General features: G+C 72.9%; 13 protein-coding genes. 8 read left to right on the forward strand and 5 right to left on the reverse strand.

The features are described 5' to 3' along the window. Positions 1-11: 11 nt before the first annotated feature. The 4 genes from ACQP2H_RS02740 to ACQP2H_RS02755 form a co-directional block, all read right to left on the reverse strand. On the reverse strand, positions 12-998 hold the full coding sequence (locus ACQP2H_RS02740; RefSeq protein ID WP_208565626.1) for an aldo/keto reductase: 987 nt from the start codon (positions 996-998) through the stop codon (positions 12-14). 61 nt (positions 999-1,059) lie between these two features. Further along, positions 1,060-2,145 carry a septation protein SepH gene (gene sepH, locus ACQP2H_RS02745; protein ID WP_208565627.1) on the reverse strand — a complete coding sequence of 362 codons (1,086 nt, stop codon included), beginning with the start codon at positions 2,143-2,145 and terminating at the stop codon, positions 1,060-1,062. Between the two features lie 189 nt (positions 2,146-2,334). Then, positions 2,335-3,462 (reverse strand): phosphoserine transaminase, encoded by a 1,128-nt coding sequence (serC, locus tag ACQP2H_RS02750; protein ID WP_208565628.1) that lies wholly within the window; start codon positions 3,460-3,462, stop codon positions 2,335-2,337. 380 nt (positions 3,463-3,842) lie between these two features. Continuing rightward, positions 3,843-4,949: a citrate synthase 2 gene (locus ACQP2H_RS02755; RefSeq protein WP_088643529.1), complete on the reverse strand. Its 1,107-nt coding sequence runs from the start codon at positions 4,947-4,949 to the stop codon at positions 3,843-3,845. A gap of 217 nt (positions 4,950-5,166) precedes the next feature. Here ACQP2H_RS02755 and pdxH point away from each other — a divergent pair, with 217 nt between their 5' ends. The 7 genes from pdxH (at position 5,167) to ACQP2H_RS02790 (ending at position 11,292) form a co-directional block, all read left to right on the forward strand. Further along, positions 5,167-5,850, forward strand: coding sequence for a pyridoxamine 5'-phosphate oxidase (gene pdxH / locus ACQP2H_RS02760; protein WP_363820738.1), 684 nt, complete (start codon positions 5,167-5,169; stop codon positions 5,848-5,850). After that, positions 5,847-7,139: an MFS transporter gene (locus ACQP2H_RS02765; RefSeq protein WP_433230857.1), complete on the forward strand. Its 1,293-nt coding sequence runs from the start codon at positions 5,847-5,849 to the stop codon at positions 7,137-7,139. Before pdxH ends, ACQP2H_RS02765 begins: the two co-directional genes overlap by 4 nt. A gap of 68 nt (positions 7,140-7,207) precedes the next feature. Next, entirely contained in the window at positions 7,208-8,137 is a 930-nt protein-coding gene (locus ACQP2H_RS02770) for an aldose 1-epimerase family protein (protein WP_433230859.1), read from the forward strand. 2 nt (positions 8,138-8,139) lie between these two features. Beyond that, positions 8,140-8,742 (forward strand): nitroreductase family protein, encoded by a 603-nt coding sequence (locus ACQP2H_RS02775; RefSeq protein ID WP_219466141.1) that lies wholly within the window; start codon positions 8,140-8,142, stop codon positions 8,740-8,742. 179 nt (positions 8,743-8,921) lie between these two features. Next, positions 8,922-9,227: a type II toxin-antitoxin system VapB family antitoxin gene (locus ACQP2H_RS02780; protein ID WP_208565632.1), complete on the forward strand. Its 306-nt coding sequence runs from the start codon at positions 8,922-8,924 to the stop codon at positions 9,225-9,227. Positions 9,228-9,259: 32 nt separating this feature from the next. Then, entirely contained in the window at positions 9,260-10,423 is a 1,164-nt protein-coding gene (locus ACQP2H_RS02785; protein WP_433230863.1) for an acyl-CoA dehydrogenase family protein, read from the forward strand. Between the two features lie 101 nt (positions 10,424-10,524). Beyond that, complete coding sequence (locus tag ACQP2H_RS02790; protein WP_357533170.1) at positions 10,525-11,292, forward strand: DUF4230 domain-containing protein; 768 nt, start codon at positions 10,525-10,527, stop codon at positions 11,290-11,292. A gap of 429 nt (positions 11,293-11,721) precedes the next feature. On the opposite strand, the gene ACQP2H_RS02795 is transcribed toward ACQP2H_RS02790, so the two are convergent. Continuing rightward, a complete protein-coding gene (locus ACQP2H_RS02795) occupies positions 11,722-11,928 on the reverse strand; it encodes a PspC domain-containing protein (protein WP_208565635.1) in 207 nt (68 codons plus the stop codon). Positions 11,929-12,545: 617 nt separating this feature from the next. On the opposite strand from ACQP2H_RS02795, the gene ACQP2H_RS02800 reads away from it, so the two are divergent. Continuing rightward, positions 12,546-13,916 carry an L-serine ammonia-lyase gene (locus ACQP2H_RS02800; protein WP_433230867.1) on the forward strand — a complete coding sequence of 457 codons (1,371 nt, stop codon included), beginning with the start codon at positions 12,546-12,548 and terminating at the stop codon, positions 13,914-13,916. The last annotated feature ends 43 nt before the right edge of the window (positions 13,917-13,959 follow it).

Below are 13,959 nucleotides of genomic sequence, written 5' to 3' on the forward strand. Positions count from 1 at the left end.
CGGGGGACCGGTCACCAGGCCCAGGCCTCCGGGCCGGGACCACCGTTGCCGACCGGCGGGAACAACTCGTCGAGCCGCTGCTCCGTCGCCTCGTCGATCTCCACGGTCAGCGCGCCCAGGGTGTTGTCGAGCTGGGCGACGGTGCGCGGGCCGATGATCGGGGCGGTCACCCCGGGCCGGGAAAGCAACCAGGCCAACGCCACGTCGGCCGGGTCGTCACCCCGCTCGGCGCAGAACTTCTCGTACGCCTCGATGGCCGGCCGGTGCGCGGCGAGCCCGTCGGCGGCCCGGCCGGCGGTGCCCCGCGCGGCCCCGCCCTCGGCCATCTTGCGCAGCACCCCGGAGAGCAGCCCCCCGTGCAGCGGCGACCACGGGATGACCCCCAGCCCGTAGTGCTGCGCGGCCGGGATCACCTCCAGCTCGACGTGCCGGGTGAGCAGGTTGTAGATGGACTGCTCGGCGACCAGGCCGAGGAAGTTGCGCTTCCCGGCGGCGGCCTGCGCCTGGGCGATGTGCCAACCGGCGAAGTTGGACGACCCGACGTAGATCACCTTGCCCTGGGCGACCAGGGTCTCCATCGCCTGCCAGATCTCCTCCCACGGGGTGCTGCGGGAGACGTGGTGCATCTGGTAGAGGTCGATCACGTCGGTCTGGAGCCGGCGCAGCGAGTCCTCACAGGCCCGGACGATGTGCCGGGCGCTCAGGCCCTGGTCGTTGGGCCACTCGCCCATCTTGCCGAAGACCTTGGTGGCCAGGACGACCTTGTCCCGCCGGCCCCCGCCCTGGGCGAACCAACGACCGATGATCTGCTCGGTGATCCCCTCACCGGTCTGCCAGCCGTAGACGTTGGCGGTGTCGAAGAAGTTGATGCCGTGTTCGAGCGCCCGGTCCATGATGGCGAAGCTGTCCGGCTCGGAGGTCTGCGGCCCGAAGTTCATCGTGCCGAGGCAGAGCCGGCTCACCGACAGACCGGTACGTCCCAGATTCGTGTACTCCATGGGACCACCCTGACACGCGCGGACCTCGAGTGCCTCACGATGCCAGAGTGGCCCACTGCGATCAGGAGGACTCGCGGGCCGCCGGGCCGGTGCCGAACAGGACGTCGTCCCAGCTGGGCAGGCGCTTACGCGGCTTGCCCGAGGCGTCCGTCGACTCGCCGCCCGCGGCGGCCGCCGCGGCCGTGCCCGTGCGGCGCGGCCGGAGCACGGCAAGCGACGGCACGGCCGGGACCTCCTTGGGCGCGTCCGAGTCGTCGTCGAAGGCGGAACCCTGCCCACCGCCGAGCAGTGCGGCGGCACCACCGCCGACGGCCCGCTGACGGGGCGCGTCGGAGCCGGCCAGCGCGGCCGGGGAACGCGGGTCGAGACCCCGCCCCGAGGTGCCGCCGAGCGGACGGTCCAGCGACGCGAGCAGGGCGTCCCGCCCGGCCCGGATCGGGTCCCGGCCCGGACGGGCCTGCTCGCTGGCGGCCGGCAGGCCGTGTCCGCCCCGACTCGGCTCGCCCCGCGACGGGCCGGGCAGCGCGTGGCCGCCCCGTTCCGGTGCCGGCTCCTGGCCGAGGATCGGCGTGGGACGCTCGGCGCACAGGTACTGCGCCATGTCGTCGTGCGGGGTGACGTTCTGCCGGAGCTTGTCGAGATCCCAGACGGCCTGCGCGGTGGCCTTGCCGGACGGCCAGGTGGCGATGATCCGCCAGGTGCCGTCGTCCCGCCGGAACGCGTCCCAGGAGATCTTCTCGGTGTCGATGCCGTGCTGGGCCAGCCGACCGTTGACCACCTCGGCCAGCGGGGTGGCCTTCTCGGCACCCTTGAGCCGGGTGCGCCGGGCGTGCTGGGCGAGCATGGCCCGCTCCTGGAGCACCGGGCCGGCGTAGCGCAGCACCCGGTCGACGGGCACACCGGCGATCCGGGCGACGTCCTCGGCGGACTCGCCCGAACGGATGCGGGCCTGGATGTCCCGAGGGGACAGTGACGGGGTCGGGTCGACCCCGGTGGGAACCACGGTGAGCGGCGGCGCACCGGGCTCGGCGTGCAGCACGGTCGCGATGCGTTCGTCGATGGGGAGGGCGAGCAGGCGCCCGACCTCGTCGGCGAGCACCAGCGCCTGGCCGTCCTCGGAGAGGGCGACGAAGCGTACTGGGCGCATGGCGTAGCCTCCGTCCCGCTTCGCTGGCCGTCACGCCACGAGCCGGCCACCCGGGCGTCCTCGCACCACCGTACGCTCATCTGCCCACAGGTGGGGGATGCGACTTGCGCATGTCGCGACTGAGCTGCGGCAATGATCACCGTGGGTGGCCGCAGCAGCCGCTGCGACCACCCACCGTGACGGGTGTGACTAGAGCCGCTCGACCACGTAGTCGATGGCGGCGGTGAGCGCCTCCACGTCGGCCGGCTCCACCGCCGGGAACAGCGCGACCCGCAGCTGGTTGCGACCGAGCTTGCGGTAGGGCTCGGTGTCGACGATCCCGTTGGCCCGCAGCACCTTCGCGATCGCGGCGGCGTCCACCCCGTCGGCGAAGTCGATGGTGGCGACCACGTTGGAACGCAGCGCCGGGTCGGTGACGAACGGGGTGGCGAACGCGGCCCGCTCGGCCCAGCCGTAGACGATCCCGGCGCTCTCGGCGGTGCGCTTGGCCGCCCAGCTCAGGCCGCCCTGCGAGTTCATCCAGTCGGTCTGCTCGGCGGCCAGGAAGACGGTCGCCAACGCCGGGGTGTTGTAGGTCTGCTCCAGCCGCGAGTTGTCGATCGCGGTGACCAGGTCGAGGAAGGCCGGGATGTAACGGCCGGAGCCCTTGATCTCGGTGGCCCGCTCCAACGCGGCCGGCGACATCAGGGCCAGCCAGAGGCCGCCGTCGGAGCCGAAGCACTTCTGCGGGGCGAAGTAGTAGACGTCGGTCTCGCCGACGTTGACGTCCAGGCCGCCCGCGCCGGAGGTGGCGTCGACCAGCAGCAGCGAGCCCGGGTCGGCGTCGGCGACCCGGTTGATCGGCACCGCGACCCCGGTGGAGGTCTCGTTGTGCGGGGTGGCGTAGACGTCCACCCCGGCCTCGGCCAGCAGGCCCGGGGCGCTGCCCGGCTCGGCCTTGCGGACCGTCGGCTCACCGAGGAACGGCGCGTCCTTGACCGACTTGGCGAACTTCGCGCCGAACTCGCCGAAGCTGGCGAACTGGGCCCGGTCGCGGACCAGACCGAAGGTGGCGACCTCCCAGAAGGCGGTGGCGCCACCGTTGCCGATGATCACCTCGTAGCCCTCGGGCAGGGAGAAGAACTCGGCGATGCCCTTGCGCAGCCGGGCGACCTCGGCGCGGACGGTCTGCTGCCGGTGCGAGGTGCCCAGGTAGCTGGTCGCCACGTCGGCGAGTGCGGACACCGCCTCCGGACGGACCTTGGACGGCCCGCAGCCGAACCGCCCGTCGGCGGGCTTGATGTCGTCGGGAATCCGGATGGTCGGTGCGTCAGCCACGGTTTTCTCGATCCTTCCGCATGGGGCTAGGGCGGGCCCTTCACCAGGCGCGGGACTGCCGGCGGACGGGTGCGCGGGGCGCACCACGTGGCCGGGTCCGTGCCCGGTCCGGCGACACTGCCGGCCTTCATCCTCGCACCCGCGGTGGCCCGGATGCCGGCTGGTCCCAGGCCCGGACCTGAGGCGTCGGCCACACCGCTGCGTGATCAACGGCCGGTCGCCGGCCGGGCCGCTCCTGATCGTCCACCCGTCGCCGACCGGCCGGCCGGTGGTCGCGGTCGGCCGGGTCGCGCGTCGCCGGGTCGTCCGTCCGGCCGGACCCGGGTGACACGCGCGGGGGCGTCGACCGGTCGGTCGACGCCCCCCCGGTGCGAACGGGATCAGACGCCGTGCGGGATGGCGTCCCAGCCCTCGACCTGCTGCGGCTTGCGGGTGCCCGGGCCGACGTACCGGGCCGACGGGCGGACCAGCCGCTGGAGCTTCTTCTGCTCCAGGATGTGCGCCGACCAGCCGCCCATCCGGGCGCAGGTGAACATCGAGGTGAACATGTGCGCCGGCACCTCGGCGAAGTCGAGCACCACGGCCGACCAGAACTCGACGTTGGTGGCGAGGACGCGGTCCGGGCGGCGGGCCTGGAGCTCGGCCAGGGCGGCCTTCTCCAGCGCCTCGGCCACCTCGAAACGCGGTGCGCCCAGCTCCCGGGCGGTGCGCCGGAGCACCCGGGCGCGCGGGTCCTCCGCCCGGTAGACGCGGTGGCCGAAGCCCATCAGCCGCTCGCCCCGGTCGAGGACGCCCTTGACGTACCCCTCGGCGTCACCGCTGCGTTCGACGGCCTCCAGCATCGTGAGCACCCGCGACGGGGCACCACCGTGCAGCGGGCCGGAGAGCGCGCCGATGCCCGACGAGATGCAGGCCGCCGCGTCGGCCCCGGTGGAGGCGACGATCCGGGCGGTGAAGGTCGAGGCGTTCAGGCCGTGCTCGGCGGCCGAGATGAAGTACGCGTCGACGGCCTTGACGTGCCGGGGATCCGGCTCGCCCCGCCAGCGCTTCATGAACCGCTCGACGATCGTCTCCGCCTTGTCGATCTCCTTCTGCGGCACCGCCGGCAGGCCCAGGCCACGCGCGGACTGGGCGACGAAGGAGAGCGCGGTGACCGAGACCCGGGCCAGGTCGGCGCGGGCCTGGGAGTCGGAGATGTCCAGCAGCTGACTGAGCCCCCAGTACGGGGCGAGCATCGCGACCGCGGACTGCACGTCGACGCGGATGTCGCCGGAGTGCACCGGCACCGGGAACGGCTCGGCGGGCGGCAGGCCGGGGCCGAAGCGCCCGTCGACCAGCAGCGCCCAGACGTTGCCGAAGGAGACCTGACCGATCAGATCCTCGATGTCCACGCCCCGGTAGCGCAGCGCGCCACCCTCGCGGTCCGGCTCGGCGATCTCTGTCTCGAAGGCCACGACGCCTTCGAGGCCCGGTTTGAAGTCGGCCATGTCGTCTCCTGGCTTCTGGCTCGGTGCGCCCGCCACGGGCTCGGTCCGGCCCGGTACCTTAGGCGACCCTCAGGGATGTGTTCTCGCCATCTTGCCTGGTGAGTAACCAAGCGCGCGACCCACCGCGACTGTGCTGCACGCGACATCCCCGCCGCTGGACGCCGGGGCGCTCTCCGTGAGACTGATCAGTGGGCTGGCCAGCGTCTCCAGACGCCGGATGCCCGGCGAGAGGGAGAACGACGTGACGGGCGACACACCCGCCCTGGCGGCGATGCGCAACGAGTACGCCGCCGACCGGGGCCTTTCCGAGCCGGACCTGGCCGCCGACTGGCCCACCCAGTTCGGCCGCTGGCTCGCCGACGCGGTCGCGGTCGGGCTGCCCGAGCCCAACGCGATGGTCCTCGGCACCGCCGACGCCACCGGCCGGCCCAGCGGCCGGACCGTGCTGCTCAAGGAGTACGACCCGCAGGGGTTCGTCTTCTTCACCAACCACTCCTCGCGTAAGGGCGTCGAGCTGGCCGCCAACCCGTGGGCCAGTCTGGTCTTCCCCTGGTTCGCGATGCAGCGGCAGGTGGTGGTGACCGGTCGGGTGGAGCACGTCGACCGGGCCGGGACCGAGGCGTACTTCGCCAGCCGGCCGCGCGGCTCCCAGCTCGGCGCCTGGGCCAGCACCCAGTCCGAGGTGGTGCCGGACCGGGCCGCGCTGGAGGAGGCGTACCGGGCGGCGGAGCAGCGTTTCCCGGCCGGCACGCCGGTCCCGGCGCCCCCGCACTGGGGTGGGTTCCGGGTCCGGCCGCAGACGGTGGAGTTCTGGCAGGGCCGGGCCGGTCGGCTGCACGACCGGCTGCGGTTCCGTGGGGTCGAGGGGGGCGGCTGGGCCGTCGAGCGGCTGGCCCCGTGACCGCCGTCAAACCGGCCCGTACGGGCCGGGCCCGGCGGCTGGCCATCGACCTGCGGCCGCTGCGGGTCCCCGCGTACCGCCGGATGTGGCTCGGCAACACGGTGGCGATGTTCGGGTTTCAATTCACCGCGGTCGCCGTGCCGGTGGAGATGTACGCGCTGACCCGGGACTCGTTCTGGGTCGGGCTGCTCGGGGTGGCCGGGTTCCTGCCGCTGCTGGTCTTCGGCCTCTGGGGCGGGGCGGTGGCCGACGCCCGGGACCGGCGGCGGGTGCTGCTGGTCGGCTCGGCGCTGCTCTGGGTGTCGATGCTCGGCCTGCTCGGGCACGCGCTGTCCGGCCTCGGCAGCCCGGTGCTGCTGCTGGCGTTGGTGACCGTGCACTCGGTCGCGTTCGCGATCAGCTCGCCGGCCCGTTCGGCGATCCTGCCCCGGCTGCTCCCGCCCGAGCTGGTCCCGGCGGGCACCACCCTGAACTACACCACCTTCACCGCCGCGTCGGTGGCCGGCCCGCTCGCCGCCGGCCTGGTCTTCGCCACCTTCGGCACCGGCACCGGGCTGCCCGTCGCCTACGCGGCCGACGCGCTGCTGTTCACCGCGCTGGTGGTGGCGACGGTCCGGCTGCCCGCGATGCCCCCGGCCCCACCGGCCGAGGGGGAGGCGCGTCGGGGTGGCCTGGCCGGCATCCTCGACGGGTTCCGCTACCTGGCGACCACACCGGTGCTGCTCTCCTCGTTCGCCATCGACCTGATCGCGATGATCCTGGCCATGCCCCGGGCGCTCTTCCCCGAGGTGGCGCAGGAACGGTTCGGCGGCGGGGCGGCGGTGGGGTGGCTCTACAGCGCCATCGCGATCGGCGCGATGCTCGGCGGGTTGACCTCCGGTTGGATCGGCCGGCTGCGGCGGCAGGGGCTCGCCCTGGTGGTGGCGGTGGTTGGCTGGGGGCTGGCCATCGCGGCGGCCGGGCTGGCCCGCCAGCTCTGGCTGGTGGTGCTGCTGCTCGCGGTGGCCGGGGCGGCGGACCTGGTCAGCGCGGTGCTGCGGCAGTCGATGCTGCTGGTCTACGCGCCGGACCGGATGCGGGGCCGGCTCCAGGGGGTCAACACGGTGGTGGTGGCCGGCGGGCCACGGCTGGGCGACCTGCGGGCCGGGGCGATGGCCGCCGGGTTCGGTGGTGGCGTCGCCTGGGTGGCCGGCGGGCTGCTCTCGGCCGGGCTGGCGGTGCTGCTGGTGGCGTGCTTCCCGGCCCTGCTGCGCTACCGGGCCGGCTCGGTGACCGAGGACCGCCGCTGACCGCACGCCAGGTGGGACGGGCCAGCCGGGTCCGGCGGGCGGGCCAGGGCACCGACTAGGGTCACGACATGGACAACGCCATGCACCGGCCGCCCTCGGGGACACAGTGGACCATCGCCGCCGACGGCCACGAGGCCGTCATCGTCGAGGTCGGCGGTGGGGTTCGGACGTACCGGCGCGACGGGGTGGACTACCTCGACGGGTACGCCGAGGACGAGATCAGCCCCGGCAGCGCTGGACACGTGCTGGCCCCCTGGCCGAACCGGATCAGGGACGGGAAGTACACCTTCGGGGACCGGTCGTTGCAGCTCGACCTGACCGAGCCGACCCGGGGGGTCGCCCTGCACGGCCTGGTCAACTGGGTGCGCTGGCAGCTGGTCGAGGAGTCCGCCGACACGGTCACCCTCGGTTACGACCTGCCGCCGACCCCGGGTTACCCGTGGTCGTTGCGGCTGCGTACCCGGTGGAGCGTCGGGGCGGACGGGTTGCGCGGCGAGCACGAGGTGACCAACACCGGGGGCGAGGCCGCGCCGTTCGGGTTCTCCGTGCACCCCTACCTGCGGCTGGCGGGGGTCGCGGTGGACGACCTCACGATGCGGTTGCCGGCCCGCAGCCGGTTGCAGGTCGACGCCCGGCTGCTGCCGATCGGGGCGACCCCGGTGGCCGGCACCGAGTACGACTGGACCAGCCCCCGCCCGATCGGTGCCGCGCAGCTCGACCTCTGTTTCGGTGACGTGATCCGGGACTCCGACGGCGGCTCGTCGGTGACCCTGACCGCCCCCGACGACGCGGACGGGGTGCACCTCTGGGCGGACCGCGAGTTCGGCTGGTGGCAGGTCTTCACCGGTGACGCGCTCACCGGTGAGCGGCACCGCCGGTCGGTGGCGGTGGAGCCGATGACCTGCCCGCCCGACGCGTTCCGGTCCGGCCGGGACGTGATCGTGCTGGCCCCGGGGGAGACCTGGCGGGGCAACTGGGGCATCCGGCCCGGGGTCTGAGCATGGAGTTCGGCGAGGTGGTCCGGCGTCGCCGGATGGTCCGCAACTACGACCCGGACCGGCCGGTCCCGCCGGAGGTGGTGGACCGGCTGCTCGACCACGCGGTCCGGGCGCCGTCGGCGGGCTTCGCCCAGGGCTGGGGTTTCCTGGTGCTGGAGGAGCCGGCTGACCGGGAGCGGTTCTGGGCGGCGGCCACCCCCTCGGGCGGTGGCCGCGACCGGTGGCTGGCGGGGATGCGCCGCGCCCCGCTGATCGTGGTGCCGCACGCCAACCGGTCGGTCTACCTGGAGCGGTACGCGGAGCCGGACAAAGGGTGGGCGGACCGTTCGGAGGACCGCTGGCCGGTGCCCTACTGGTACGTCGACACCGGCTTCGCCGCGCTGCTGATGCTGCTCACCGCCGTGGACGAGGGGTTGGGGGCGTGTTTCTTCGGCATTCCGCCCGACCGGTTGGCGGCGTACCGGGAGGCGTTCGGGGTGCCGCCGGATTACCATCCGATCGGCGCGGTCACGGTGGGTTACCGCTCGGCTGACCATCGGTCACCGTCGCTGCGGCGGGGGCGTCGGCCGGTGGACGAGGTGGTCCGGCGCGGTCGGTGGAGTTGATGCCGGTTCGTACCCTGCGCAGTGGGTGACGGAGCGAGAGAAACCGACAACGGGGAGCAAAACGCGGTGTGGCAGGGGCGGATAGGCTGGCACCGTCATCGGTGCCGCACGGCGCGGCACCTCGGCGTGACCCGGCACCACGCCGAGGGTCGGCCTGACCACGGGGAGGGGAGCGTGCCGTGATTTTCCGAGCGGTCCGGGACGGGCGTCCCTACCCGGAACACAACCTGACTCTCAAACAGTGGGCGGAGATCCCACCGCGCCCGCTGCGGCTCGACCAGCTCATCACCACCAAGCGTGAGCTGGCACTCGACAAGCTCCTCGCCGAGGACTCCACCTTCTATGGCGACCTGTTCCCGCACGTGGTCGAGTGGGGCGGCGGCCTCTACCTGGAAGACGGCCTGCACCGGGCGCTGCGGGCGGCGTTGCAGCAACGCAACCAGATCCACGCCCGGGTGCTGGTCTACACCGGCCAGCCCGAGTGACGCCCGCCTGAGCACTCGTTAAGGTGGCGGCCATGGGCACCGTACTGGACCTGCTGGACGTCGACGCCTCGCTGAGCGAGGAGGAACGGCAGATCCGGGCCGTCGTCCGCCGGCTCGTCGACGACCGGGTCCGCCCGCACGTCGCCGGCTGGTACGAGGACGGCCACGTCCCGGCGCGCGAGCTGGCCCGGGAATTCGGCCGGCTCGGCCTGCTCGGCATGCACCTGAACGGGTACGGCTGCGCCGGCGCCCCGGCCGTCGCGTACGGGCTGGCCTGCCTGGAGCTGGAGGCCGGCGACTCCGGCGTCCGCTCCCTGGTGTCGGTGCAGGGTTCGCTGGCCATGTACGCCATCTGGCGCTTCGGCAGCGAGGACCACAAGCAACGCTGGCTGCCCGCGATGGCCGCCGGTGAGGCGATCGGCTGTTTCGGCCTGACCGAGCCCGACCACGGCTCCGACCCGGCCTCGATGACCACCCGGGCCCGCCGCGACGGCGACGACTGGATCCTCGACGGCGCGAAAATGTGGATCACCAATGCGCCGATCGCCGACGTCGGGGTGATCTGGGCCCGCACCGACGAGGGGGTGCGGGGTTTCCTCGTACCGATGGACAGCCCCGGGGTGACGGCGCGGGAGATCCGCCGCAAGATGTCGCTGCGCGCCTCGGTGACCGGCGAGATCACCCTCGACGGGGTCCGGCTGCCGGCGGACGCCCTGCTGCCGGCGGCGGTCGGGCTGCGGGCACCGCTGAGCTGCCTGACGGAGGCCCGGCAGGGCATCGTCTGGGGGGCGCTCGGCGCCGCCCGCGACTGCCTGGAGACCACCCTGGCGTACGCCGCCACCCGCACCCAGTTCGGCCGGCCGCTCGCCGGGTTCCAACTCACCCAGGCCAAACTCGCCGACATGGCCGTGGAGTGGAACAAGGGACTGCTGCTCGCCCTGCACCTGGGCCGGCTGGCCGACGCGGGAACACTGCGACCCGACCAGGTCAGCGTGGGCAAGCTGAACAACGTGCGGGAGGCGCTGGCGATCGCCCGCCAGTGCCGGACGATCCTCGGCGCGAACGGGGTGTCCGGCGAGTACCCGGTGATGCGGCACGCCAACAACCTGGAGAGCGTGCTCACCTACGAGGGCACCTCCGAGATCCACCAGCTGGTCATCGGGCAGCGGCTCACCGGGCTGTCCGCCTTCGGCTGACGACCGCCCGTCACCCGTTCGGGGCGCTCGCCGCGCGCGCGTCGCACGGTGGCCGTACCGTCATCGACAGAGGCACGTGTCTGACGAGGACGGTGAGGGCGATGGCCCGCGACGGTGAGACCCCCCAGAGTGAGTTCCCCGGCTACCCGACCGCCGACACACTGCGTACCCGGTCGGGCGACCCGGTCGACCCCGACACCCCACCGGCCGACCCGCCCCGCACCGGTGGCGGCCCGGCCCGGGGGCTGCTCTGGGTGCTCGGCGCGGCGGCGCTGGTCGTGGTGGTGCTGCTCGGTACGCAGGTGACCGGGCTCTTCCCGGACTTCCGCAACCCGTTCGCCAAGGAACAGACCGACCGCAGCCAGCCGCCGCTGCTCAAGTCGATCCAGGACCTCAGCCGCTACGTCGCGGCCGAGGGCAACTTCCAGGTCGTGGTCGACCTCCAGAACGACCGTAAGAACGTGCCGGAGTTCCTGCTCAACCAGCGGACCCTCTTCGTCGGGGCGGGCAGCGTCGAGGCGTACGTGGACTTCGGCAAGATCGGCGAGGGGGCGGTGGTGCCGTCCGCCGACGGTAAGTCCGTCGAGATCAAGCTGCCCGCGCCGCAGCTCGGCCAGACCAACCTCGACATGGACAAGAGCTACGTCTTCGCCGAGGAGCGCGGCCTGTTCAACCGGATCGGTGAGCTGGTCCAGGGCGACCCCAACCGGCAGCAGCAGGTCTACCGGATGGCCGAGGAGCGGATCACCACGGCGGCCCGGGACAGCGGGCTGGCCAAGCGCGCCGAGGAGAACACCCGCAAGATGCTGGAGGGCCTGCTCCGCTCGCTCGGCTACGAAAAGATCACCATCACCTACACGGCCCCCTGACCCGCAGCGCCCCCACCGTCCGCGCCCCGGCCAACCCGCAGCCCCTCACCGCAAGCGCACAGCACCACGCCCAACGGCGACCCCGGCGACCCCGGTGCCCCCGGTGCCCCGGCTGATCCCGGTGATCAAGAGGTTTACGTCATTCTTGATCTTCAAGTTGACGTAAACCTCTTGATCACCGCGTGTAACCCCATCTGCACGCTGTCGACGGGTGATTGATCGGGTGGGGGCTTGTGGATGTCGATGGGGTTGGTGTCAGGGAGTGGGAACGCCAGGATGCCGCCTCCCTGGGACGGGAGGCGGCATCCACGGTGACCGGGCGACGCCCGGCGCGGCGGCAGCGATGCGATCTTCGTCGGGCGGCGCGGCGGCAGCGATGCGCCTCGTCGGGCGGCGGCGTTACGGTCTTCGTCGGGTGGCCCGGCGCGGTCAGTAGGTGGTGGTGGCGTAGCGGTCCTCGTTGGGCATCAGGATCCACAGCACCAGGTAGACGATCACCTGCGTGCCGGGCAGCAGCAGGGAGAGCAGGAACAGCAGCCGGACCAGGGTGGCCGAGGTGTTGAACCGGCGGGCCAGGCCGGCACAGACACCGGCGAGCATGCGCCCCTCGCGGGGTCGGACCAGTTTGCGACTCATCGTCTAACTCCACTCTGCGGCGATCCGCCGCGCTGCATTCCACGGTAGGAAGGGGTGGCCACCTTGCCCTCCGTCCCGAGAGTGATCCGGTGACCCCGTACCCGTAGGTGGTTACCCGAGTCGGCCCCGGCTGATGCCCCGGGCGCTGCCCGCGCTGCCTGGCCGTTGCCCGCGCTGCCTGGCCGTTGCCCGCGCTGCCTGCGTTGCCCGCCGTTGCCCGCGCTGTCTGGCCGCTGCCCGCGCTGTCTGGCCGCTGCCCGCCACAGCCCGCGCCGCCTACCCCGGCCGTTCGGGCACCAAGATCACGCTCGATCCTGGTTGTAGTGGCCTCGCCCAAGGCGCAGGGATGCCACTACAACCAGGATCGAGCACGATCTTGGTGCGGGGTGCGGGGTGCGGGGTGCGGGGTGCGGGGTGCGGGGTGCGGGGTGCGGGGTGCGGGGTGCGGGGTGCGGGGTGCGGGGTGCGGGAAGGGGCTGGGGTGGGGTGGGCGGGTAGGCTCGCCGGTCGACACCGCCCCCACCCCGGGCGGGATCAGCAGGTCACCGGCGGACCCCGGGCGGCCACGGACCCGGCCCGGACCCGGCACCACCGGGCGACGGCGAGGAAGCGCAGCGATGATCAGTGTCTTCGACCTTTTCAGTGTCGGTATCGGGCCGTCCAGTTCCCACACGGTGGGCCCGATGCGGGCCGCGCGTACCTTCGTCGCCGGGCTGAAGGCCGACGGGTTGCTGCACACCGTCACCCGGGTCCGGGCGGAGCTGTTCGGTTCGCTGGGTGCGACCGGTCACGGTCACGGCAGCGACCGGGCGGTGCTGCTCGGGCTGGCCGGTGAGAGCCCGGAGACGGTGGACACCGACAGTGTCGGCCCCCGGGTCGCCGAGGTCCGCACCCGGCGTCGGCTCGCCCTGCCCGGTGGCCAGGAGATCGACTTCGAGCCGGACCGGGACCTGGTGCTGCACCGCCGCCGGTCGCTGCCGTACCACCCGAACGGGATGACCTTCGTGGCCTGGGACGCGGCCGGGGTCGAGGTGCGGACCCGGACGTACTACTCGGTCGGTGGCGGGTTCGTGGTGGACGAGGCGGCGGCCGGGGCGGACCGGATCACGTCGGACACCACGGCCGTACGGCACCCGTTCTCGACCGGCGCCGAGCTGCTGGACGTCACCGCCGACACCGGCCTGTCGATCAGTGCGGTGATGCTCGCCAACGAGTTGTCCTGGCGCAGCGAGGCGGATGTCCGGGCCGGGTTGCTGGACATCTGGCGGGTGATGCGGGAGTGCGTGGCCCGGGGTGGCGAGCGGGACGGGGTGCTGCCGGGTGGGTTGCGGGTCCGTCGTCGGGCCGCTGAGCTGCGCCGCAGCCTGGAGGCCGACGCCGGCTCGACGGACCCGCTGCGCGCGATGGACTGGGTGACCCTGTTCGCGCTCGCGGTCAACGAGGAGAACGCCGCCGGTGGCCGGGTGGTGACCGCTCCGACGAACGGTGCGGCCGGGATCATCCCGGCGGTGTTGCACTACTACACCCGGTTCGTGCCGGGGGCCTCCGACGAGGGGGTGGTGCGGTTCCTGCTGGCCGCCGGGGCGATCGGGGTGCTGTTCAAGGAGAACGCCTCGATCTCCGGGGCGGAGGTGGGCTGTCAGGGTGAGGTCGGGTCGGCGTGTTCGATGGCCGCCGCCGGGCTGGCCGAGGCGCTCGGCGGCACCCCCGAGCAGGTGGAGAACGCCGCCGAGATCGGCATGGAGCACAACCTCGGGCTGACCTGCGACCCGGTCGGGGGGCTGGTGCAGATCCCCTGCATCGAGCGCAACGCGGTGGCTAGCATCAAGGCGATCACGGCGGCCCGGTTGGCGTTGCGCGGCGACGGGGTGCACCACGTCTCGCTCGACAAGGTCATCAAGACCATGCGCGAGACCGGGGCGGACATGAAGGTCAAATACAAGGAGACGGCACGCGGCGGCCTGGCCGTCAACGTGATCGAGTGCTGAGGGGGCGTTCGTTCACCGACTGCTAACCTGTCGTCCGTTGTTG

It is taken from the genome of Micromonospora sp. CA-248260, assembly GCF_050942205.1.
Classification (GTDB): domain Bacteria; phylum Actinomycetota; class Actinomycetes; order Mycobacteriales; family Micromonosporaceae; genus Micromonospora; species Micromonospora antibiotica.

Excerpts from the sequence above, each read along its gene's own strand:
- ACQP2H_RS02785 (WP_433230863.1), top strand. The coding sequence starts at position 9,260 with ATGGGCACCGTACTGGACCTGCTGGACGTCGACGCCTCGCTGAGCGAG.
- ACQP2H_RS02800 (WP_433230867.1), top strand. The coding sequence starts at position 12,546 with ATGATCAGTGTCTTCGACCTTTTCAGTGTCGGTATCGGGCCGTCCAGT.
- ACQP2H_RS02755 (WP_088643529.1), bottom strand. The coding sequence starts at position 4,949 with ATGGCCGACTTCAAACCGGGCCTCGAAGGCGTCGTGGCCTTCGAGACA.
- ACQP2H_RS02795 (WP_208565635.1), bottom strand. The coding sequence starts at position 11,928 with ATGAGTCGCAAACTGGTCCGACCCCGCGAGGGGCGCATGCTCGCCGGT.
- pdxH (WP_363820738.1), top strand. The coding sequence starts at position 5,167 with ATGCCCGGCGAGAGGGAGAACGACGTGACGGGCGACACACCCGCCCTG.
- sepH (WP_208565627.1), bottom strand. The coding sequence starts at position 2,145 with ATGCGCCCAGTACGCTTCGTCGCCCTCTCCGAGGACGGCCAGGCGCTG.
- ACQP2H_RS02790 (WP_357533170.1), top strand. The coding sequence starts at position 10,525 with ATGGCCCGCGACGGTGAGACCCCCCAGAGTGAGTTCCCCGGCTACCCG.
- ACQP2H_RS02775 (WP_219466141.1), top strand. The coding sequence starts at position 8,140 with ATGGAGTTCGGCGAGGTGGTCCGGCGTCGCCGGATGGTCCGCAACTAC.
- ACQP2H_RS02770 (WP_433230859.1), top strand. The coding sequence starts at position 7,208 with ATGGACAACGCCATGCACCGGCCGCCCTCGGGGACACAGTGGACCATC.
- ACQP2H_RS02740 (WP_208565626.1), bottom strand. The coding sequence starts at position 998 with ATGGAGTACACGAATCTGGGACGTACCGGTCTGTCGGTGAGCCGGCTC.